Here is a 21796-nt window from a genome sequence, read left to right on the forward strand (position 1 = left end):
CGCATCCCCCACCGGGCTGCGGCGTCCACGGCCGGGTTTAGAGTCGCGACGTGCCCACCGCTCCCATCCCCACCGTCGCGGCCGCGCCCGCCGCCGGCGCACCGGCCGCCGCCCGCCCGGCGTCGCCCCCGCCGACCACGGCCGTGCTCACGGTGCAGTTCGTGCTCACGGGCATGATCTGGGGGTCGAGCTTCCTGTTCATGAAGGTCGCCCTCGAAGGCATCACCCCCGCTCAGGTGGTGTGGTCGCGGCTCGTGCTGGGCGCGCTCACGCTGGGCGTGTTCGTGGCCCTGCGCCGGGACCGCCTGCCGCGCCGCCTCCGGGTCTGGGCCCACATGACGGTACTGGCGGTGTCGTTCTGCGTGGTGCCGTTCCTGCTGTTCTCGTGGGCCCAGCAGCACGTCACCTCGGGACTTGCGAGCATCTACAACGCCACGACGCCGATCATGACCGCCGTGATGGCGTGGGCGGTGTTCCGCGTCGAGCGACTCAAGCCGGCACAGATCGTCGGCATCCTCGTCGGCGTCGCGGGCGTGATGGTGATCATCGCACCCTGGCAGGGGCTCGATCTGTCGCAGAGCCTCGTCGCACAGTTCGCGATCCTCGGCGCGACCGCCTGTTACGGCTTCAGCCTCGCCTACATGCGACGGTTCGTCTCGGACACCGGCATGACCGCGCTGGTGTTCTCGTTCCTCAACATCGGCATCGCCGCCGTCGTCATGCTCGCGCTGACCCCGTTCGTCGCACTGTCCCCGGTGCGCCTGGATGTCTGGATCGTGCTGAGCCTCATCGCCCTCGGCTGCTTCGGCACGGGTGTCGCCTACATCTGGAATCAGAACGTGCTGCGCGCGTGGGGCCCGACCCGAGCCTCGACGGTGACCTACATCACACCGGTGGTGGGGGTCGCCCTCGGCATCGTGCTGCTGGGCGAGCGGCTGCACTGGAACGAGCCCGCCGGTGCGGTGCTGGTCTTCCTCGGCATCCTCTTGGCACAAGATCGCCTGCGGCTGCGCCGGCACAAGCAGGCGGATGCCGCAGCAGCCGAGACGGCCGGCGGCATCCGCCCGGAGGTCACGCCTGGAGCGAGCCCTGAAGGTCCAGCGTGATGGTGACGTCCTTGCCGACCAGCACGCCGCCGGTCTCGAGCGCGGCGTTCCAGACCAGACCGAAGTCCTCGCGGTTGATGACGGTCTTGGCCGTCGCGCCGGCCTTGTAGTTGCCCCAGGGGTCCACGCCGAAGCCACCGAAGTCGAGCTCGAAGGTCACCGGGCGCGTGATGCCGCGGATCGTCAGGTCGCCGTCGACGAGGAAGTCGCCGTTCTCGACGCGCACACCGGTGGAGACGAAGTCCAGCGTCGGGTGGGTCTCTGCGTCGAAGAAGTCGGCCGAGCGCAGGTGGTTGTCGCGCGCCTCGTCCTTGCTGTTCACCGATGCCACGTCGGCGGAGGCGACCACGCTGACCTCGAGCGGGTTCTCGGGGGCGATGATGGTGGCGCTCTTGACGTCGAACGTGCCGCGCACCTTCGAGATCATCATGTGGCGCACGCTGAAGTTGACCTCGCTGTGCGAGGGGTCGAGCACCCACGTGCCGGCCTTGTAGCCGGGGATCTCGAGCGTGGCGGTGGTCGATTCGGTCATGGTTCCTCCATCGTTCTGGCCGGGTTTCCCGGCAGGTCTGAGAGAGACAACGGGCCGTATGACATTTCTATTCCAATGAATGGAAATCTTTCTGCGGGATGACGGGCTGAGGATGTGCAGACAGCATGAGAGGGGCGGATGCCGCAGCATCCGCCCCTCTCGTGGCCGTGGTGGCTCGGGTCAGCCGACGGCGAGCAGGTCGATGATGAACACCAGGGTCTTGCCGCCGAGGAAGTGTCCGCCGGCCGGGCCGTATGCCAGGTGCGGCGGGATGATGAGCTCGCGACGGCCGCCGACCTTCATGCCGGGGATGCCGTCCTGCCAGCCCTGGATGAGGCCGCGCAGCGGGAACTGGATGCTCTCGCCACGACCCCACGACGAGTCGAACTCCTCGCCGCTGTCGTACTCGACGCCGGCGTAGTGGACCGTGACGGTGTCACCGGGGTTGGCCTCGGCGCCGTCTCCCACGATGATGTCGCGGATGACCAGTTCGGACGGCGCGGGTCCGGTGGGCGCGTCGAACTCGGGCTTGGTGCGGTTGTCAGTCATGCTCCCATTCAAACCCGACGCGCCGGGCCCGGTCAACGCGAGGCGGATCCTTGACACCCCGCGGCGCGCAAGAGGATGATGAGAGCAGATCAACTCAGCGCCCGGGAGTCACGCAGGCAATGCCGCGGCACCGGGCGTTGAGTTGGCACACCGGGCCTCATCCGCCGCGTGATATCGCGGGCGTGGGGCCCTTCGTGCGTCACCGGCCGAACAGCGCCGCCCGCGCCGCCACGGCGCGCGTGAGGAAGACCCGTTCGTCCTCGCTCGCGTGCGGGTCACGGCCCGACAGCGCCCGCTCGCGGGCGGCGGCGAGCGCCGTGGCATCCATGATGAAGGCCTTCATCGTCGCAACACGATCGCCCGGCAGGGTGCGCGCCCACGCCAGCGCGCGGCGGCGGCCGGCGGGCGTGGCGAGCATGTCGACGTCACCCGCGCTGAACCACCCCGCCGCGGCGTACTCCCCCAGTCGGGTGCGGGTCAATCGCGCCTCTTCGCGGCGCAGCAGCACGACCCCGATGATGAAGAGCACGAACAGCGGCACCTGCAGCGTCACGTACAGCGCGAAGAAGTCCGCGAACACGGCGGAGCCGTTCCAGACGGCGTGGAGCAGGGCGGCGCCGGCCATACCCGCCAGCCATGTCGGCATCGCGGCCGCCGCCGAGGACCCTCTGCGGGCGGCGCGCCCCAGCGCGTAGCCGGTGATCGCGGTGAACATGACGTGCGCGAACGGCGACAGGATGCCGCGGACGAAGAACGTCATCGTCGTCTCGGCCACCCCGCCCTCGAGGAGGCTCGAGGCGAAGTAGAGGATGTTCTCGGTGAAGGCGAATCCCGCACCCACGAGCGCGCCGTAGACGATGCCGTCGACCGGGCCGTCGAACGCGCGGCGGGCCCTGGCGAAGATGAGGAAGACCCCGAGTCCCTTCGCCGCCTCCTCGACGATGGGCGCCTGCACGACCGAGGAGAACACGTCCCGTGCGACGGAGCCGTCGGCGCCGATCACGAGGGTGATGCCGAAATCCACCGCGAGGGCGATCACGACGGCGGCGACCGCGCCCCAGGCCACCGCGAGGATCACCAGCGACCGCGGTTCGGGCTCCCACCGGTCGGCGATGCGCACGGCCAGCAGCACTCCGGTCAGTGGCACGAGGGCCAGCACCATGCCGATGATCGAGGCCGCGGCGCCGAGGAAGGTGAGCAGGTACGCGGCGAGCGCGACCAGCAGCACGACCAGGAGTCCGGCGAGCCAGATGGGGGCGGAGCGGCCCTTGCGGCTGGGGACGGGGAGCACGGGCGGGGACGCGGGGGCGGGCGCGATGACGGCCGGGCGCCCCGGGTGCGGCTGGGCCAGCGCAGAGGTGTACGACACGACGCTCAGCCTAGGGTGCACGCGGATCGTACCCGGCGGCGCCCAGGCCACTAGCCTGAAACGATGCGCTTCGCCCACGTGACCACTTCCGCGGGCGCCCCGCCCCGGCTGGCCGTCGTCCGCGACGACGAAGCCCTCATCACCGCGGACCTGTTCCCCGGCGCCCCCCGGCTGCTCGCCGACCTCATCGCCGGCGGCGACGACCTGCTCGCCCGGGTGCGGGAGGCGGCAGGCAGCGCCGACCGGTGGCATCCGCTGGCAGGCCTGTCGTTCGCCTCCGCCGTGCTCGCTCCCCCCGTCGTGCTGGCGATCGGCCTCAACTATGCGGCGCACTCGAGCGAGCTGGGCCTCAAGGCCGACACCGCCCCGACGGTGTTCGTGCTGTGGCCCAATTCGCTCACCGGCCACGAGACGACGATCACGTGGCCACGTGCGCTCAGCGAGTCGGTCGACTACGAGGCGGAGCTGGGCGTCATCATCGGCCGCGCCGCGAAGGACGTCACCGTCGACGATGCGCTCGACCACGTGTGGGGTTACACCGTCGTCAACGACATCACCGCGCGCAACATCCAGTTCTCGGAGGCGCAATGGTCGCGCTGCAAGTCGTTCGACGGCTTCACCCCCACCGGCCCGTTCGTCGTCACCGCCGACGAGATCGCCGATCCGCAGGATCTGCACATCTGGGCGATCGTGGACGGGCAGACCGTGCAGGACGGCTCGACGGGGCAGATGATCCGCTCCGTCGCGACCCTCGTCTCGCACCTGTCGTCGTCGGCGACACTGCTGCCGGGCACCCTCATCTCCACCGGCAGCCCCGGCGGGGCCGGCTACTCCCGCGACCCGCAGATCTTCCTGCGGGACCGTTCGACCGTCACCGTCGGCATCGACGGCATCGGCTCGCTCACCACGCACTGCCGCATCGACGACTGACCCCCGCACGCCGGAGCGCACGGGGGTCGGTTGCTGCGGGGTCAGCCGCGGCGGTGCATCACTCGCAGGTGATGACCTGACCGTTGGTGAGCTCCCACACGCCCGGACCGAGCTCCAGGCACGCGGTGACGAGCGGCAGGAGGGCCGCGACGAGCACGATGCCGATGATGATTCCGACGACGGTGAGCACCGAGCCGACGATGATGGCCGCGAGCGCCCAGCCGTTCTTGACCCCGGCCTTCTTGCTCTGCACGTACGCGACGATGCCGAGGATGACGCCGATGACCGATGCGAACAGCGACACCACGAAGGCGACGATGCCGAGCGTCTTGCCGGGGACGGGCCCCTGCGGAGCGCCCTGGTCATAGGACTGCGCGTCGCCATAGGGCGGCGCGGCGGGCGGGTAGGCGCCCTGCGGAGAGGTCTGCTGCGGGGCCGACGGGTACGCCGGCGGCGGCTGGTGGGCCGGCGGGGGCTGGTACGCCGGCTGCTCTGATGCGTCGGGCTGCGCCGGCGGCTGGTGCCCGGCGGGCGGGACCGGCGGCGGTGCGGGGTTCTGCGGGTCGGACATGTGTACTCCTCGGTGTTCCGGACGATCCCGGTCGCGTCCGACGCTAGCGGGCTCGTCGTCGCGAGGACAAACCGGCCGGGCTCAGCCTTCGACGATGCTGTCGGCGGGCTGCACGATCGGGATCGCGGCCGTGATGGTCTCCAGTCCCGACAGGCGTGCGGGCGAAAGCTGCTTGTCGACCTCTTCGCGGGTCATGAGTCCCGCTTCCACGACGAGGTCGCCCACGTTGTGCCCGGTCAGCAGCGCGGCCTTGGCCAGCGCAGCCGAGGCCGCGTAGCCGATGAAGGGCGTGAGTGCCGTGACGACGCCGACCGACGCTCCGACCATGGCGCCCAGGCGCTCACGGTTCGCGGTGATCCCGTCGACGCAGTTCACCCGCAGAGTGCGCATCGCACGCCGCATCCACGTGATCGACTGGAACAGCGAGTGGGCGATGATCGGCTCGAAGGCGTTGAGCTGCAGTTGCCCGCCCTCCACCGCCATCGTGACGGTCAGGTCGGCGCCGGCGACGGAGAAGGCGACCTGGTTGACGACCTCCGGGATCACCGGGTTGACCTTGCCGGGCATGATGGAGGAGCCGGCCTGGCGGGCGGGCAGGTTGATCTCGCCGAAGCCCGCCTGCGGGCCGCTGGAGAGCAGGCGCAGGTCGTTGCTGATCTTCGACAGCTTGATGGCGTTTCGCTTGAGCGACGAGGAGAACGACATGAACGAGCCGGTGTCGCTCGTGGACTCGACGAGGTCGTCGGCCGTCTCGAGGTCGAGCGCCGTGATGTCGCGCAGGTGCCGCAGCACGGCGGCGCCGTAGTCGCGGTGGGTCGTGATGCCGGTGCCGATCGCGGTTGCGCCCATGTTGATCTCGTACAGCAGCGACGCGTTCTCGGTGAGGCGGGCGTGGTCCTCCCCCAGTGTCGTGGCGAATCCGTGGAACTCCTGCCCGAGCGTCATCGGCACGGCATCCTGCAACTGCGTGCGCCCGACCTTCAGCACATCGTGGAACTCCACCGCCTTGGCCAGGAAGGACTGCCGGAGCAGATCGAGCTCCTCCAGGAGGGTGCGCAGGTCCAGCCCCAGTCCCACCTTGATGGCGGTCGGGTAGACGTCGTTGGTCGACTGGCTGCGGTTGGTGTGGTCGATGGGTGAGAGGTAGGCGTAGTCCCCCTTGGGCCGGCCGGCGAGTTCGAGCGCGATGTTGGTGATGACCTCGTTCGCGTTCATGTTGGTCGACGTGCCGGCACCACCCTGCACGACCCCCACGACGAACTGGTCATGGAAGTCGCCGTCGATCACCCGCTGCGCGGCCCGGTCGATGAGGTCGGCACGCTCGGCGTCGAGCACCCCGATCTCGAGGTTCGCGCGGGCGGAAGCCTGCTTGACCATCGCCAGCGCGCAGACCAGGTCGCGGTAGACGGAGATGGGGCGCAGCGACACCGGGAAGTTCTCCAGAGCGCGTGCGGTGTGGATCCCCCAGTACGCGTCGGCGGGGATCTCCAGCGACCCCAGGGAGTCGGTCTCGGTGCGGGTGGTCGGGGTGTCGTCCAGTGACATGATGCGTCCTCGTGGGTGCTCACAGCGGCGTGAAAGGGATGCTTCGAGCCTACCCGGGCCCACTCCGGTGCCGGCACCGCAGGGGGTCAGCGCCCGGGCTTGCGGGAGAACTCCTCGAGTCGCTCCTGCGGCGTGAGCGCCGCCATGCGCTCGGTCCACTCCGCCGAGAAGAAGTCGCCGGTGGAGGCGTCGACGACGGGCACGACGGCGTGGGTGATCGTGTCGTCGTAGACGTGCACGAGGTGGAAGGACTGCCCGGCATCCATGCCGTTGACCTCGTCAGGGGCACGCTGCAGATTCATCGTGTAGCACGTGGCCGCCGCGACGCTGACCGGAACGCCCGCGAACATGCCGTGGGTGGAATAGTGCAGGTGGCCGGCGAGGATGCCGCGCACGTCGGTGCCCGCGATGACCTCGGCGAGGGCGTCCTGGTGCCGCAGCTCGAGGATGTCGAACAGCGGGATGTGGCTCGGCAGCGGCGGGTGGTGGAGCGCGAGGAGCGTACCCAGCGGCGCGGGTTGCCGCAGCGCCTGCCCGAGCCAGCGCAGCTGCCCGGCGTCGATGTCGCCGTGGTGCCAGCCGGGCACGCTGGTGTCGAGGGCGATCAGCCGCAGCCCGCCCAGATCCCAGACGCCGGTCACCGGCTCGTGCGACGGCTCCAGGCCCAACAGGTCGCGCCGCAGCTCGGGCCGCTCGTCGTGGTTGCCCGCCACCCACACGATCGGGGCACCGAGGCGCTCGGCGACAGGCTCGACGGCGGCGCGCACGGCGCGGTATGCATCGGGTTCGCCGAGGTCGGCGATGTCGCCGGTGAACACCAGCGCATCGGGGGTCACCCCCAGGCGCTCCACCGCGGCGAGGGTCGCCCGCAGGTTCGCCAGCGAGTCGAACCGCCCGCCGAGCATGCGGTCCCCACCGAGCAGGTGGGCGTCGCTGAGGTGGACGATGACGCGACGTGCCGGGGGGTGGCTGCCGAACTGCACGGGCTGCATGCGGCCGAGTCTAGGCGAGGGCGCCGACGCGGCCGCCGCGGGGTCTCAGTGGTTGAAGAAGATCAGCAGCAGCCCGCCGAGCACCGCGAGGGCGCACACCGAGAACGCGGCATATGCCGACGCCAGCGCGATGCGCTTCTGCGTCGCGGTGAGCGGGTTGCGCTTGGCGGCCTTCGCCGCCGCTTTCGCGCCGCGCTTGGCCTGCTTCTCGGTGATCACCGTGATGGCGTCGGTGAACTCCGCCGGGGTGACCACCGGTGCGTGTCCTGAGCGCACCAGCATGCGCAGCCCGATCGCGTAGAAGGTGACGACGACCACGGCGGCGGCCATCGCCACGACGAACACCTGCAAGAACGCGGCCCAGTCGATCGCGACGGTCATGTGCTGCTCCCGTTCTGGTCTGCACGCACGCGGGCCGCGGCGTCTTTCGCGGCTTCAGCCGCGGCGGCGGCCTGCTCGCGGGCCCGCACCCGCTGGCGGCGGGTGGGCGGGGGGTTGCGGGTGACCTTGACGGCGTGTCCCGAATCGGCCACCCCGCTCATGGCGTTGGCGGAGGTCACGGCGTTCCGGCGCGAGCGCAGGAAGATCGTGAGGATGATGGCTACAGCGGCCACCGCGCACACCAGCACGCCCACGACCTGGCCGAGCCACACGACGACGAGTGCGGCGAGCGCCCCGACGAGGCCCGAGGCGGGCAGCGTCAGCACCCAGCCCACCATGATGCGTCCGACCGTGCGCCAGCGTACGGTCGAGCCGCGGCGGCCCAGCCCAGACCCGATCACCGATCCCGAAGCGACCTGCGTCGTCGACAGGGCGAAGCCCAGCGCGCTGGAGGCGAGGATCGTGGAGGCGGTGGAGGCCTCGGCCGAGAAGCCCTGGGCGGGTTTGACGTCGGTGAGGCCCTTGCCGAGCGTGCGGATGATACGCCAGCCCCCCATGTAGGTGCCGAGGGCGATCGTCAGGGCACACGCGAAGATGACCCAGGTCTGCGGCTGCGAAGACGTCTGCCAGCCGACGGTGATGAGGGCGAGGGTGATGACGCCCATCGTCTTCTGCGCGTCGTTGGTGCCGTGCGCCAGCGCCACGAGCGACGAGGTGAAGATCTGGCCCCAGCGGAAGCCGTCGCGACCGTCGGGCTTGTTGTCGTAGCGGCGGGTCATCGCGTAGGCGATCTTGGTGACCGTGAAGGCGATGATCCCGGCGGTGAGCGGGGCGATGAGCGCGGGGAGCACGACCTTGGACATCACGACGCCCAGGTCGATGGCCGCGGCGCTCGCGCCGACCAGGGTCGCGCCGATGAGGCCGCCGAAGAGGGCGTGCGACGAACTGGACGGGAGCCCCAGCAGCCACGTGAGCATGTTCCACGTGATCGCACCGATGAGGCCGGCGAAGATGATCGACGGGAAGATCGTCGCCGATATCTGGTCCTCGTGGATGATGCCGCCCGAGATGGTCTTGGCGACCTCGGTGGACAGGAACGCTCCCACGAGGTTCAGCAACGCGGCCAGGAGGACCGCGACCTTCGGCTTCAGCGCACCGGTGGCGATGGGCGTGGCCATCGCGTTCGCGGTGTCGTGGAACCCGTTGGTGAAGTCGAAGAAGAGCGCCAGTACGATGACCAGCACGACGATGAGGGCTGCGGTTTCCACCGTTCGCTTTCCGTCTGGGGAAGGGGGAAGGGTGCCGACGAGATCGGCGTGCGAACGAAGAGTTCAGCGTGAATTCGTGCTCCGTTAACCGGGCCGACAGAAATCCTCGCACATCACCGGGCGTGCGATGCACCGTTTCGACGGGTTCTTTCCGTACACACAGGCGCGCATGAGGCGTGCGGCTAGCGTATGAGGGTGACCGCCACCGCGCAGACGCCCTCATCCCCCGCCGTTCCGCCCGTTCCCCCGACCGCTGAGAAGCGCCCGACGAGCCGGACGCACCACGGCGACACCGTGACCGATCCGTACGAATGGATGAGGGAGAAGGATGCCGCCGAGCTGACCGCGCACCTCGAAGCCGAGAACGCCTACACCGAGGCGCGCACCGCGCATCTGGCGGGTCTGCGGGAGCGGATCTTCCAGGAGATCAAGAGCCGCACGCTCGAGTCCGATCTGTCGGTGCCCACCCGGCGTGGCCAGTGGTGGTACTACGGGCGCACCGTCGAAGGCAGCCAGTACGGCATCCAATGCCGCGCCCCCCTGGCCTCCCCCGACGATTGGACGCCGCCCGTCCTCTCCCCCGACGTGGCGGTGCCCGGCGAGCAGGTGCTGCTGGACGGCAACGTCGAGGCCGCCGGAGAAGAGTTCTTCTCGCTGGGCAGCTTCGAGGTGTCCAACGACGGCACGACGCTGCTGTACGGCGTGGACGTCGCCGGCGATGAGCGGTACACGATCCGGGTGCGCGACCTCGTCAGCGGTGAGAACCTCCGCGATGAGATCCCCGAGACCTTCGCCGGCGCCACCTTCTCCCCCGACGGCCGGTTCATCGTCTACACGACCGTCGACGACGCCTGGCGCCCCGACACGGTGTGGCTGCATGAGCTGGGCACCCCCGTCACCGACGACGTGAAGCTCTTCCACGAGCCGGACGAGCGGTACTGGGTGGGCGCGGACTTCACCCACAGCGACCGGTTCCTGATGATCGAGATGGGGTCCTCGATCACCTCCGAGGAATGGCTGCTGGACGCCGACGATCTGCGGGGCACCCCGCGGGTGGTGTGGCCACGCCGCGACGGTGTGGAGTACTCCTCGGAGCACGCCGTCGTCGACGGCCAGGACGTGCTGTACATCCTGCACAACGACAAGGCGCTCGACTTCGAACTCGTGCGCGTCGCGGCATCCGACCCCGCCGGCGCCCGCGAGACGGTCATCGCCCACGAGCCGGGCCGCCGCCTGCTGGGCCTGTCGACCTTCCGCGACTGGGCGGTCGCCGGCTACCGCCGCGACGGACTCGAGCGGCTCGGCATGCTCGACTACGCCACGGGTGCGGTCAGCGAGCTCGCCTTCGACGAGCCGTTGTACAGCGTGGGGCTCTCGGGCAATCCCGAGTGGGCGCCGCCGATGCTGCGCCTGGGCTACGGCTCGTTCGTGACCCCGGGCACCGTGTACGACTACGTCGTGGCCACCGGCGAGCTGCTGCTGCGCAAGCGTCAGCCGGTGCTGGGCGGCTACGAGGTGTCGGACTACGCCCAGGAGCGGGTGTGGGCGACCGCGCACGACGGCACCCAGGTGCCGGTGTCGCTGGTGTGGAAGCGCTCGTTCGGCGCCCCTGCCGTCGACGGGCCTCGGCCGGTTCACCTGTACGGCTACGGCTCGTACGAGCACTCGATCGACCCCGGCTTTTCGGTCGCACGCCTGTCGCTGCTGGACCGCGGCGTCGTGTTCGCCGTCGCGCACGTGCGCGGTGGCGGTGAGATGGGCCGGCAGTGGTACGAAGACGGCAAGATGCTGCGCAAGCGCAACACCTTCACCGACTTCGTCGACGCCGCCCGTCACCTGGTGGATGCCGGGTACACGACCCCGGATCGCCTGGTCGCCGAAGGCGGGTCGGCGGGCGGGCTGCTGATGGGTGCGGTCGCGAACCTGGCGCCGGAGCTGTTCGGCGGCATCCTCGCCGGTGTGCCGTTCGTCGACGCACTGACGACGATCCTCGACCCGTCGCTGCCGCTGACGGTGATCGAGTGGGACGAGTGGGGCGACCCGCTGCACGACGCCGAGGTGTACGCGTACATGAAGTCGTACACGCCGTACGAGAACGTGCGCGAGGGCGTCACGTACCCGCGGATCCTCGCGGTCACGTCTCTCAACGACACCCGCGTGATGTACGTCGAGCCCGCCAAGTGGGTCGCACGGCTGCGCGAGGTGGGTGCCGACGCCCTGCTGAAGTGCGAACTCGTCGCCGGGCACGGCGGCGTCTCGGGCCGCTACAACGCGTGGAAGGAACGCGCGTTCGAGCTGGCCTGGATCCTCGACGTCCTCGGCCTCGCCGACGACGCCCCCGCCCAGTGAGTATCCGCCGCGCCGAGTGAGCATCCGCCGCGCCGAGCGGCATCCGCTCGACCCACGGCCATCTTCCGGCAACAGGAGATCTCCCGGCAGCAGGACGATCGCGCGACAGCGGTCCTGTCCCGGCGAGATCTCCTGTACCGGGGAGGTGGTCAGCGGTGCCGACCCTGCGCGATCGCGGTCGCAAGCACAGCGGTGACCTCCTCGGGCTGGAACAGCACCTGGTGGTAGTCGAACCTCACCACGGTGTAGCCGAGCAGCACCAGCCGCGCATCGGCGGCGAGGTCGCGGCGGCGGTCACGCCCCTGGTGGTGGGCGAATCCGTCGAGCTGCGCGACGAGGTGCTCGCCGATCAGGGCGTCCACCGGATGCCCGTCGATCCAGACCTGCTGGCGGACGGACACCCCGATCGATCGCGCGAGCATGACGAACCGGGTCTCGACTCCGGAATCCGAAAGGTGCGATGCCACCGCCGCCACCGCCCTCGCGGCCTCGCCGCTCCACCGGATGTGGGCGAGCACGCCGGGTGCGATCGCCTTCTGCCGGATCGCGGACTCCCAGACGCAGAGCGCGTCGGCCATCGGCAGACATCGCGCGACCTGCCACAGCACGTTCGGCAGCGGGTCGATGAGTGCGCGCGCGCCGACCGGCGCCGGCCCCCGCGACCAGTGCAGGCGTACGCCGTCGTCGGCATGCCGAGACGAGGTGGGCGGCACCACGACATGGATCTGCTCGTGCGCCGGCGTCCACAGCCGCAGGTGCGCGGCGGCGGTGGCACACGTGAGGCGGCCACCGACCTCCACCGCGCGGCGCAGCGACCGCGCGCACCCCGGCGTCACGAGCCACGACCGCCGCACCCGTTCGGCGGCTCCCCGCTGCACGGCGACACGGATCGCGTGGGTCGTGAAGCCCGCGGCCTTCAGCTCGCTCGAGTGGGCGGCGCCGCCGCGCGCGGCGAGCCAAGAGGCGAGTTGCACGGTCGAACGCATGCCGACATGGTGCCCCGGCGCGACGGATGCCGGCAGGCGGGAACCGCGCGATGCGGATGACTCCCGCCGGCGACGCCCTGTGCAGGAGGCGCGGCGGCGCGACGTGGCATCCGCCCGGGCTTCAGCCGTCTTCCGGGAACAGGAGGACTCCCCGCAACAGGACGGCTCCAGGCGGAACGTCCTGTACCGGGGAGATCACCTGTTCTGGGAACGAGAGGGAGCGCTGCGCCCCACGCCGACCCGGCTCAGCCGAAGAGCGCGGCGGCCTCTTCGTAGCGGTACAGCGGCACCTGGTTGAGTTCGCCCAGGGCTTCGTCGAAGGAGACGCGGACGATGTCCGTGCCCTTCAGCGACACCATCTGGCCCCACGCGCCGTCGACGATCGCGTCGGCGGCGTGCAGCCCCAGACGCGTCGCGAGCACGCGGTCGAACGCCGACGGCGACCCACCGCGCTGGATGTGACCGAGCACCGTGGAGCGGGTCTCGATGCCGGTGATGCGCTCGATCTCGGGGGCGAGGACCTCGCCGATGCCACCCAGACGCGGACGGTTGAACGCGTCGAGGCCCTTGTCGCTGTAGGCCTCGTCCATCCCGGTGAGGGTGAACCCTTCAGACACCACCACCAGCGGCGCCCGGCCGCGGTCGTGGGCCTTGGAAACCTGCTCGCACACGTCGTCGATCGACATCGGCACCTCGGGGATGCAGATGACGTGGGCGCCGGCGGCGATACCGGCGTGCAGCGCGATCCATCCGACGTGGCGGCCCATGACCTCGGCCACCATGCAGCGCTGGTGCGAGTCGCCCGTGGTGCGCAGGCGATCCATCGCGTCGGTGGCGATGTTGACCGCGGTGTCGAAACCGAACGAGTAGTCCGTCGCCCGCAGGTCGTTGTCGATCGTCTTGGGAACGCCCAGCACGTTGATGCCGTCATTCGCGAGGCGGTTGGCCGCAGCGAGCGTGCCCTCCCCGCCGATGGCGATGATGCCGTCGATGCGGTGGCCGTACAGCGTCTTGGCGATGTTCTCCGCCCCACCGCGCGGACCCTCGTACGGGTTCGTGCGGCTCGTGCCGAGGATGGTGCCGCCGACCTTCGACAGGCCCTTCACCTCGTGGCGGGTCAGCGGGAAGAAGTCGCCGTCCACCACGCCGCGCCAGCCGTCGCGGATACCCACGAACTCGAGGTCGTACGTCGTCGTGCCCTTGAGGACCACGCCGCGGATGACCGCGTTGAGTCCGGGGCAGTCGCCGCCGCTGGTGAGGATGCCGATCTTCATGGGGGGATCCTTAGCTGTCAGGGTGATGGTGCGGCCACGCTGCCTGACTCGACACTATCGCCGGATGCGGAGGCGTGCCACACGAGTGGACCGGAGATAAATCAGTCCCCGCCGAGCGACCGCCGCAGCAGGTGCATGAGAGCGGACAGCTGCACCGAGTCGGTCGAGGTGGGATCCGCGGCCTCACCGTCCAGCGCGCGGGCGGCGAGACCCTGCTTGGAGTCGATGAGTTCGGCGATCTTCGTATCGATCGTGTGCGCGGCGATGATGCGCCACGCGGTGACCGGCTCGCCCTGCCCGATGCGGTGCACGCGGTCGATGGCCTGCGTCTGCTCGGCGGCGGTCCAGGACAGTTCGGCCAGCACCACGTTGGATGCCGCCTGCATGTTCAGTCCCACCCCTGCGGCGGTCAACGAACACACCGCGACGCCGACACCCGGATCGTTGTTGAACGCGTCGATCGCGTCCTGACGCGCGGGCGTCGTCTGGTCGCCTCGGATCGAGACGGTGCGCAGGCCCGCGGCGGCGAAGTGCGCCTCGGCGGCATCCATGACGTCGATGTGCTTGGCGAAGAAGACGACCTTGCCGACCGACCGCTGCAGCTGCACGGTGTAGTCCGCGGCCAGCACGGCCTTGGCCTGACCGATGCGGCGCACCATCGTGAAGACGTTCTCGGCGCCGGTGCCGGCTGCCTTGGACTCCTCGAGCTCCGTGTGCGCCACGAGGCGCACGATGTCCTCGTCGAAGTCGCCCCGGAAGACCCGGTCGCCTCGCGCCTCGAGGATGCGGCGGTACTTCGCCGCCAGGCGTCCGCCGAGCTCCCGCTCGGCCTCGCGGATCGAGCGCCCGAATTCGTCGTCGAGCTCCACGGGGAGGTCGGCGATGAGCTTGTCGGGCAGGTCGGCGGCGACGTCCTTCTTCTTGCGACGGACGATGCCCATCGAGATGACGGCGTTGCGCGCTTGCGGGTAGAAGGCCTTGTCGGCGGGGGTGAGTCCGGTCGCGTCGAGCTTCTCCATGAGCTCCGGACCCGGCTTCTCGCCGTTGGTCCAGCCGAGGAAGCGCCAGATCGCGTCGAAATCCTCGACGTCGTTGATCAGCGGCGTGCCGGTGAGGGCGAGCAGCAGCGGGTCGCGCACCTGCTCGCGGATGCGGGCACCGAGGGCCAGCACGTTCTGCGAACGCTGCGAGGAGAGGTTCTTTATGAAGTGCGCCTCGTCGACGACCATGCCCTTGAGACCCAGCGATGCCAGCCACGACAGGTGACGGTCGAGGATCTCGTAGTTGACGATGAAGACATCGGCGAACGCGTCGATGTTCTCGCCGTCGCCGTGGATCACCGTCGCGCGGCGCTGCGGCGTCCACCGCTGCACCTCGCGCGCCCAGTTCATCTTCACGACGTTGGGGACCACGGCCAGCAGCGGATACGCGTCGGCGACGGATGCCGCGAGCACCGATTCGGCGGTCTTGCCGAGCCCCGGCTCGTCGGCCAGCAGGAAGCTGCGGTGACCCTGACGCACGGCCTCGAGGAACCGCGACTGGTGCGGCATGATCTCCAGGCCCTTGGGCGAGAGCCGGTCGAACTCGGGCACCGGCGGCAGATCCATCGAGGCCACAGCGCCACCGGCGCCGGTCTCGAACGCCTTGTAGAGCGGGCCCATCAGCTCCCAGCCGTCCAGGCGACGGCGGGGCGTGGGACCAGTCGTGACGCGGGAGAGATCGGGGGCCAGGAACGGGTTCGCCTCGCGGCGGGCTTCCACCTGCGGCGGCACGACCTGGCGGGACAACACCGCGGCAGGCACCACGGATGTGGCGGCGGGGGCGGTGTCGGTGATGATCAACTCGTCCGGCGGCAGCTCGGCGCCCGACTCCAGCAGCCAATCGCGGCGCATGCGACGCGCCACGGGAGAGGTGGCCTGGTCCACTTCGAGCAGCTGGATGAGCGACGTGTCGCGGGCGGCGGTCTTGGCGAGGATGGTCGCGACGCCGTCGAGGCGCTTGAGCAGCTCTGCCCGCGCGGCGTCGGTGACCTCGGTGTCGGCCTTCACCCGGGCGCGCTCCTCGCGCACCAGGAAGGCGATGACCTGGAACTTGACCCGGTTGGTGGGGCCGAGCTTTCCGCGCTGCGCCTTCGCCTCGACCTCGCGCACCTTGCGGGCGAGGATCGGGATGATGGGGGCTTCGTCGTCACGTCGGGACGACGTGTTCTTCCTGCGCCGCGACGTGGACTGTGCGGCGGTGGCCGTGGTCGGCATGCTCCTCCTGGGCGTGGATGCCGGATGCCTCGGGCTCGAGGCGGGGATCGGTCTGCGTGTCACCGCGTGCGGCTCGGATGCCGGGACGACCGCGGGTCGGGGGATGACGCGCAACTCACCGCGGGCATTCCTGCGGCCGATTGCGGCCGAAACGGCCGACTGCGGCGACGAAGCGTCTTTCCCCGGCGCCCAGTCTAGAGCATGCGGACCCGTCAGCCCCAGACCATCGAGGCGATGTCTTCCGTGTAACCCTCGGGGCCGTAGTCGAGCCACACCGTGGTGACCCATCCGTTGCCGCGGAAGAAGTGCGATTCGCCCTTCTCCACGATGTTGTCGTCGTAGTCGATGAGCGTCTCGTTCAGGCGGCACACGGTGCCCCCCTGCGCGTCGGAGCAGGCGAAGCCGGAATTCGCCAGCGCACCGGCGAGGTCGGCGGCGGCTGCCGGGTCGACGATCGACACGTTGGTCGCGATCCCTCGCTCCGACGGCGTCCCCCACGTGCAGCGCAGCGTGGGCACACCGGATTCGAGCAGCTGCAGCGCCTCGGCGTTCTGCGTCGACGGCATCGTGACGCCGGGGTCGTTCAGCGGTGCGACGTTCGCCTCGAGCTGGGCGCGCATGGCCGAGGAGTAGAGGGCGTCGCACGATGCCGGCAGCGCGATCTCATCGGCCGACGCCGTGGGCGTCGGGGTGGGCGTGGCCGTCCCCGGTGCCGACGGGGTCGCCGACGGGGAAGGTGCAGCGCTCGTGCCGGACGGCGCGGGATCGGTCGGCTCCGGTGCACAGGCGGCCATCCCTCCGATCAGCACAACGGCGACCGCCGCGGCAGAGGCGCCGCGGCGCAGACGGGTGGAGATCGTGTCCGTGGTACGCATCAGTTCGACGATAGCGGCGCGCCGCGACACCGTTGCGACACCACGCGGTCAGCGACGCCGCGGCGCCGGGTCGCCGGCGAGCACCTGCTGCTGCCACATCGACAGCGTCGCCGGGTCGTCGGTGACGATCCCGTCGACGCCCGCGGCCGTGGCGGCATCCCACTGCTCGTCGGAGTTGAGGGTGTGGACCACGACCCGAAGACCCGCCGCGTGCAGCTCGTCGACGACGCCCGGCCGCGCCGTCACGGCACGCCGGTCGATCAGGATGCCGCGTGCGCCGAACCGGCGGGCGGCCGCCACCGCGTCGGCGGGCAGGCGCTTGAGGACGATCAGCAACGGCAGCCGGCTGTCCGCTGCCTCCACCGCCGCCAGCGTCCGCGCGTCGAAGCTCGCGACGATGATCCGCTCGTCCAGTCCACGCGCGGCGATGTCCGCCGCCAGCAGCGTGGCCGCATCGGCATCCCACTGCCCCTTCAGCTCGACGATCGCCCGATGCCCCGAGGCCGCGAGCACCGCGGGCAGGGTGTTCTCGGGGGCGACGGCGACACCGCGGTCGGAACCGGGTGCACCCGCGGTGGCTTCGGGAATGGCGCGAGTCCTTCTTCCCCAGCGCGTCGTCGTCGACGCGTGGCACGACTCTACACACGCCGTTACCTTTCCGTTATCTCCGACTCACCACCGCATCCGCCGGGCGGGCGCGGTTACGCTGGAGGCATGCAGCTCCCCACTGAACGCGAACTGGCCGCCACGATCGACCACGCGATCCTCAAGCCGGACCTCACTCGCACCGACGTCGACGCCGAGCTCGACATCGCGGCCCAGTGGGGCGTGTTCAGCGTGTGCGTGCGCCCCTCCGACATCGCTTACGCCGTGCGGCGCCTCGATGGCACCGGCGTCGCGGTCGGCACCGTCATCGGTTTCCCCCACGGCACGACCTCGACCACCGCGAAGGTGGCCGAGACGATCCGCGCGTTCGAAGACGGTGCGACCGAGTGCGACATGGTCCTCAACATCGGCGCGCTGCGCTCCGGCTTCGACGACGTCGTCGCCGACGACATCCGCGCCGTCGTGGATGCCGCTGGGGGCCGCATCACCAAAGTGATCCTCGAGACCAGCCTGCTGGACGACGAGCAGATCGCCCGCGGCAGCCGGCTGACCGAAGCCGGCGGCGCCGACTTCGTCAAGACCTCCACCGGATTCGCCGGGGGCGGCGCCACCGTGCCGCACGTGCGCCTCATGCGCGAGAACGTCGGCGCGCCGGTGCAGGTGAAGGCCTCGGGCGGCGTGCGCAGCCTCGACACCGCCCTGGCGATGCTCGATGCCGGCGCGACGCGGCTCGGCACGAGCGCCAGCGCGACGATCCTGGGCGAGCTGCGCGCGATCCACGCCGGCGAGACGGCATCGGGTGCCGTCGACGAGTCGTCGTACTGACCGGCCTTACTGCAGCGTCTCGCGCACCCGCGCCACGTCGTCGGTGATCTGCGCGATGAGCGCCTCGATCCCCTCGAAGGCGACCATCCCGCGGATGCGACCGATGAAGTGCACCTCGACGCGGTGGCCGTAGAGGTCGAGGTCGGTCTCGTCGAGCACGTAGGCCTCGACCTGCCGCCGCTCGACGTCGTCGAAGGTGGGGTTCGTGCCCACCGAGATCGCCGCCGGGTAGCGCGTCGTCGCGTGCGGGCGCGGCGCGGCGTCCGCCCCGGCCATGGCGCCCTGGTCGACGAGCCAGCCGGCGTAGATGCCGTCGCCCGGCACGAAGCCCTCGGAGTCGATCGACAGGTTCGCCGTCGGGAAGCCGAGCTCGCGGCCGCGCTTGAGGCCGTGGACCACCTCGCCGCGCACGGCAGGGGGGCGCCCGAGCAGGCGGGCGGCGGTCTCGACGTCACCGTCGGCGAGCAGCTCGCGGATCCAGGTGGACGAGACCCGGCGGCCGGCGTCGTGGGCGCGGATGTCGTCGATGACCTCCACGCGGAAGCCGTACTCGCGGCCGAGGGCGGCGAGCATCTCCGGGTCGCCCTCTCCCCCGCGGCCGAACCGGAAGTCCTCGCCCACGAGCACCGTGACCGCGCCGATCGCCTCCACGAGCACCCGGCGCACGAACTCGTCGGGTGCGAGGTCGGCCAGTGCCCGCTCGAAGCGCAGCACGAGGGTGGCATCCACCCCCGTCTCGGCGAGGAGGGCCAGCTTCTGATCGACGCTCACCAGGTCTTCGGGGCAGACCTCCGGGCGCAGCACACTGAGCGGATTGCGGTCGAAGGTGACCGCGACGACACGGGCGCCCTCGGATGCCGCCTCGACGCGGGCCCGGTCGATGCCGGCGCGGTGGCCGGTGTGCACGCCGTCGAACTTGCCGATGACGACGACCGACGGGCCGAAGCCCGACGGAACCTCGGCGGGGTCGCGGAACGTGATCACCAGGACGACCTCTCCACGGCGGGTTCGCCGGCGCGCTCGGGTGCGGCGCCGGGGCGATGCGTCACGAGCCACCAGAGCCCCAGGAACGGCAGCGCGAGCGGGATGAAGAGGTACCCCTCGCCGTACCACGACCACACCGTGGGGTGGTCGAAGAGTGCGGGCATGACGAAGGTGAGCGTGCCGACGACGATGACGCCGAGCATCTCGAAGCAGATCGCCACCCAGGCCACGACGTACCAGGCCTTGCTGCCGGAGAACACCAGGGCCAGGGTCGCCACGATGTAGACGACCGCCGCGGCGGCAGAGAGCGAGTAGGCCAGCGGCGCTTCATCGAAGCGCTCGACGATCTGCACGAACGAGCGTCCCGTCGCGCCGAGGGCCATGATCGCGTAGACGACCACGAGCACACGGCCGACGCCGGTCATACGTGGACGGGAAGACATGTCGCCCTCCAGTGTAGGCGCGGTGACGACCCGGCTCATGCCCCCTGCACCGTCCAGATGACCTGCATCCGCCACACCATGACGGCGACCGACAGCGCCGCGACTCCGAGGATCACGGTGCTCCAGCGACTGCGCTCGATGAGCGCCCACAGCACCGCCGCGGGGGGCAGCAGCACGGCCGAGACGAGGTAGACCCAGAACTCCAGCGCGCTGCCCGTGGGGGTGTTGCCGGCGAACGGCGCGGCGATGGCCATGACCACCTGCGACAGCAGCATGAGCTCGACGATCGCGAGCGCGCCGACGGTGAGATCGCTCGGTCGGCGGCCCGCGAGGCCGAGGACGACGCACATCAGACCCGAGACGACGGCGACCGCCACCATCAGGTAGGTGAACCACGAGATCATGCCGGCTCCTCCGGGACGTTCATCACACTCTTCACATCGGCGCCACGGCGTTCGACCACCCCGACCAGGCGCCCGGCGGGATCGATCGCGGCCATCGGCACGCGCTCCAGCCGCTCCGCGGCGCCGGACAGACGCTTGCCGTGGCGCAGGTCGCGGGCTTCGTCAGCGGTGACGGCGAAGGCGCCCAGCACGCTCGCGGCCACCCGCGCCTGGGGCACGAGGAGATCGGCGGCGATGCCGTCGGCGACGACGGCATCGGCCACATCGAACGGGCCGATGCGCGTGCGGCGCAGCGCCGTGAGGTGCCCGCCGACGCCGAGCGCGTCGCCGAGGTCGCGCGCCAGGGCGCGGATGTAGGTGCCGCTGGTGCAGTCCACGACGACATCGAGGTCGAGGGTGGTCTCGGTGCGGCGGGTCGCGCACACGTCGAATCGCGACACCGTCACCGCCCGCGCGTTCAGCTGCACCTCTTCGCCGGCGCGTGCCAGGTCGTACGCACGCCTGCCGTTGACCTTGATGGCCGACACCCGGCTCGGCACCTGCGAGATGTCGCCGGTGAGAGCGGCGATGCCGTCGGCGATCGCGTCACCGGTGAGGGCGGCGACGGTCGCGGCATCCGCCGTCGCCGTCACCGTGCCGTCGGCGTCGTCGGAGTCGGTCGCGACCCCCAGGCGGATGGTGGCCTCGTAGGTCTTGTCGAGGCCGACGATGAAGGTGAGCAGGCGCGTCGCGCTGTCCACCCCCAGCACGAGCAGCCCCGTCGCCATCGGGTCGAGGGTGCCGGCGTGACCGACTTTGCGCGTGCCGAGCGCCTTCCGCGCGCGCGCGACGACGTCGTGGCTCGTGATGCCACCCGGCTTGTCGACGAGGAGGATTCCGGCGGGCATCAGCAGAAGTCGCGGTAGGTGCGCACGGGATGGGTCCAGTCGGTGTTGTCGACGATGGCGGATGCCGCGCGGCGCGGGTCGGCCTCTCGCAGGTAGAGCTCCTGCCCGTCGCGGTAACGGTGCGTGAGGTCCGCGGCCGGGTCGGGGTCGCCGCCGTCGCGGGCCACGAGCCGCTCGTGGGCGACGTCGACGGGCACGTCCAGCCACACCGACCAGTGCCAGAGCCCGCGCAGTTCGGGGCGATGCAGGAAGATGCCGTCGACGATGAGCACGGCATCGTCGGGCGCGGTCTGCGGTGCCACGTCGACCGGCTCGTCGCGGTCGACATCCCACACCGCGGTGCGGAACGGCTCGCCGGCGCGGAACGGGTCGATGAGGCCGCTGCGGAACGCGTCGTAGTCGTACGAGTCGCGGTAGAAGCCCTCGGGCGACGTGCGGCCGCGCGCGTAGCGCTCGGCGCGCGCACGGTGGAAGCCGTCGACGGAGGCGCGGAACACCGCACCGTCGAATACGGTCGCGAAGCCGTCGGCGAAGCGGGTCTTGCCGGCGGCGTCGATCCCGTCGACGGCGATGAGCACGCGCCCGCGGGAGTGGTGCTGGCGCACCTCGTCGCGCAGGTCGCGCCACAGGTCGGGAGCAGTGTGCGGCATCCCTCCAGCCTACGA

The 21796-nt window shown here is 70.6% G+C and carries 22 protein-coding genes; 4 read left to right on the forward strand and 18 right to left on the reverse strand.

What is annotated here, in order from left to right; translation table 11 throughout:
- Window positions 1–143: 143 nt before the first annotated feature.
- The gene (locus H9651_RS05245; RefSeq protein WP_449843648.1) at window positions 144–1106 is read left to right on the forward strand and encodes a DMT family transporter; all 963 of its coding nucleotides are present in this window, start codon (window positions 144–146) and stop codon (window positions 1104–1106) included.
- On the opposite strand, the gene H9651_RS05250 is transcribed toward H9651_RS05245, so the two are convergent.
- The 3 genes from H9651_RS05250 to H9651_RS05260 all read right to left on the reverse strand — a co-directional run bounded on the left by H9651_RS05250 (window position 1072) and on the right by H9651_RS05260 (window position 3556).
- The gene (locus H9651_RS05250) at window positions 1072–1638 is read right to left on the reverse strand and encodes a YceI family protein (RefSeq protein ID WP_191718092.1); all 567 of its coding nucleotides are present in this window, start codon (window positions 1636–1638) and stop codon (window positions 1072–1074) included. The genes H9651_RS05245 and H9651_RS05250 overlap by 35 nt on opposite strands.
- Window positions 1639–1818: 180 nt before the next feature.
- The gene (locus H9651_RS05255; protein WP_191718094.1) at window positions 1819–2187 is read right to left on the reverse strand and encodes an FKBP-type peptidyl-prolyl cis-trans isomerase; all 369 of its coding nucleotides are present in this window, start codon (window positions 2185–2187) and stop codon (window positions 1819–1821) included.
- Between the two features lie 199 nt (window positions 2188–2386).
- Window positions 2387–3556, reverse strand: coding sequence for a PrsW family intramembrane metalloprotease (locus H9651_RS05260; RefSeq protein ID WP_191718096.1), 1170 nt, complete (start codon window positions 3554–3556; stop codon window positions 2387–2389).
- 63 nt (window positions 3557–3619) lie between these two features.
- Between H9651_RS05260 and H9651_RS05265 the strand changes: the two genes are divergently transcribed.
- Window positions 3620–4486 (forward strand): fumarylacetoacetate hydrolase family protein, encoded by an 867-nt coding sequence (locus H9651_RS05265; RefSeq protein WP_191718097.1) that lies wholly within the window; start codon window positions 3620–3622, stop codon window positions 4484–4486.
- A 58-nt stretch (window positions 4487–4544) separates the two neighbouring features.
- Here the strand turns inward: H9651_RS05265 and H9651_RS05270 are convergent, their stop codons facing one another.
- The 5 genes from H9651_RS05270 to H9651_RS05290 form a co-directional block, all read right to left on the reverse strand.
- Window positions 4545–5057 (reverse strand): DUF4190 domain-containing protein, encoded by a 513-nt coding sequence (locus tag H9651_RS05270; protein ID WP_191718099.1) that lies wholly within the window; start codon window positions 5055–5057, stop codon window positions 4545–4547.
- An 81-nt stretch (window positions 5058–5138) separates the two neighbouring features.
- Window positions 5139–6602 (reverse strand): aspartate ammonia-lyase, encoded by a 1464-nt coding sequence (locus tag H9651_RS05275; RefSeq protein WP_191718101.1) that lies wholly within the window; start codon window positions 6600–6602, stop codon window positions 5139–5141.
- Window positions 6603–6688: 86 nt separating this feature from the next.
- Window positions 6689–7594: a phosphodiesterase gene (locus tag H9651_RS05280; RefSeq protein ID WP_191718103.1), complete on the reverse strand. Its 906-nt coding sequence runs from the start codon at window positions 7592–7594 to the stop codon at window positions 6689–6691.
- 45 nt (window positions 7595–7639) lie between these two features.
- On the reverse strand, window positions 7640–7975 hold the full coding sequence (locus H9651_RS05285; RefSeq protein WP_191718105.1) for a peptidase: 336 nt from the start codon (window positions 7973–7975) through the stop codon (window positions 7640–7642).
- Complete coding sequence (locus H9651_RS05290; RefSeq protein WP_191718107.1) at window positions 7972–9243, reverse strand: inorganic phosphate transporter; 1272 nt, start codon at window positions 9241–9243, stop codon at window positions 7972–7974. The genes H9651_RS05285 and H9651_RS05290 overlap by 4 nt, the downstream gene beginning before the upstream one ends.
- Before the next feature lie 195 nt (window positions 9244–9438).
- Here H9651_RS05290 and H9651_RS05295 point away from each other — a divergent pair, with 195 nt between their 5' ends.
- Window positions 9439–11592: a S9 family peptidase gene (locus tag H9651_RS05295; RefSeq protein ID WP_404802996.1), complete on the forward strand. Its 2154-nt coding sequence runs from the start codon at window positions 9439–9441 to the stop codon at window positions 11590–11592.
- A gap of 149 nt (window positions 11593–11741) precedes the next feature.
- On the opposite strand, the gene H9651_RS05300 is transcribed toward H9651_RS05295, so the two are convergent.
- The 5 genes from H9651_RS05300 to H9651_RS05320 all read right to left on the reverse strand — a co-directional run bounded on the left by H9651_RS05300 (window position 11742) and on the right by H9651_RS05320 (window position 17495).
- Window positions 11742–12578: an endonuclease domain-containing protein gene (locus tag H9651_RS05300; protein WP_191718110.1), complete on the reverse strand. Its 837-nt coding sequence runs from the start codon at window positions 12576–12578 to the stop codon at window positions 11742–11744.
- 245 nt (window positions 12579–12823) lie between these two features.
- Entirely contained in the window at window positions 12824–13852 is a 1029-nt protein-coding gene (locus tag H9651_RS05305; RefSeq protein WP_191718112.1) for a 6-phosphofructokinase, read from the reverse strand.
- A gap of 101 nt (window positions 13853–13953) precedes the next feature.
- Window positions 13954–16107, reverse strand: a complete 2154-nt coding sequence (locus H9651_RS05310; protein WP_191718114.1) for a DEAD/DEAH box helicase — start codon at window positions 16105–16107, stop codon at window positions 13954–13956.
- Window positions 16108–16319: 212 nt separating this feature from the next.
- Window positions 16320–16982, reverse strand: coding sequence for a hypothetical protein (locus H9651_RS05315; RefSeq protein ID WP_191718116.1), 663 nt, complete (start codon window positions 16980–16982; stop codon window positions 16320–16322).
- A gap of 48 nt (window positions 16983–17030) precedes the next feature.
- Entirely contained in the window at window positions 17031–17495 is a 465-nt protein-coding gene (locus H9651_RS05320) for a glycerophosphodiester phosphodiesterase (RefSeq protein ID WP_318244769.1), read from the reverse strand.
- A gap of 201 nt (window positions 17496–17696) precedes the next feature.
- Between H9651_RS05320 and deoC the strand changes: the two genes are divergently transcribed.
- A complete protein-coding gene (deoC, locus tag H9651_RS05325; protein ID WP_191718118.1) occupies window positions 17697–18413 on the forward strand; it encodes a deoxyribose-phosphate aldolase in 717 nt (238 codons plus the stop codon).
- A 6-nt stretch (window positions 18414–18419) separates the two neighbouring features.
- Here the strand turns inward: deoC and H9651_RS05330 are convergent, their stop codons facing one another.
- From H9651_RS05330 to H9651_RS05350, 5 genes are read right to left on the reverse strand one after another with little or no spacing between them, the layout of a single operon-like run.
- Window positions 18420–19397, reverse strand: coding sequence for a bifunctional riboflavin kinase/FAD synthetase (locus H9651_RS05330; protein ID WP_191718120.1), 978 nt, complete (start codon window positions 19395–19397; stop codon window positions 18420–18422).
- On the reverse strand, window positions 19394–19840 hold the full coding sequence (locus H9651_RS05335; protein WP_225216421.1) for a hypothetical protein: 447 nt from the start codon (window positions 19838–19840) through the stop codon (window positions 19394–19396). Before H9651_RS05335 ends, H9651_RS05330 begins: the two co-directional genes overlap by 4 nt.
- 35 nt (window positions 19841–19875) lie before the next feature.
- Complete coding sequence (locus tag H9651_RS05340; protein WP_191718122.1) at window positions 19876–20244, reverse strand: hypothetical protein; 369 nt, start codon at window positions 20242–20244, stop codon at window positions 19876–19878.
- Entirely contained in the window at window positions 20241–21134 is an 894-nt protein-coding gene (gene truB, locus H9651_RS05345) for a tRNA pseudouridine(55) synthase TruB (RefSeq protein ID WP_404802999.1), read from the reverse strand. Before truB ends, H9651_RS05340 begins: the two co-directional genes overlap by 4 nt.
- On the reverse strand, window positions 21131–21781 hold the full coding sequence (locus H9651_RS05350; protein ID WP_191718125.1) for a nucleoside/nucleotide kinase family protein: 651 nt from the start codon (window positions 21779–21781) through the stop codon (window positions 21131–21133). Before H9651_RS05350 ends, truB begins: the two co-directional genes overlap by 4 nt.
- Window positions 21782–21796 lie beyond the last annotated feature (15 nt).

It is taken from the genome of Microbacterium pullorum (genome assembly GCF_014836535.1).
Taxonomy (GTDB): Bacteria; Actinomycetota; Actinomycetes; order Actinomycetales; family Microbacteriaceae; genus Microbacterium; species Microbacterium pullorum.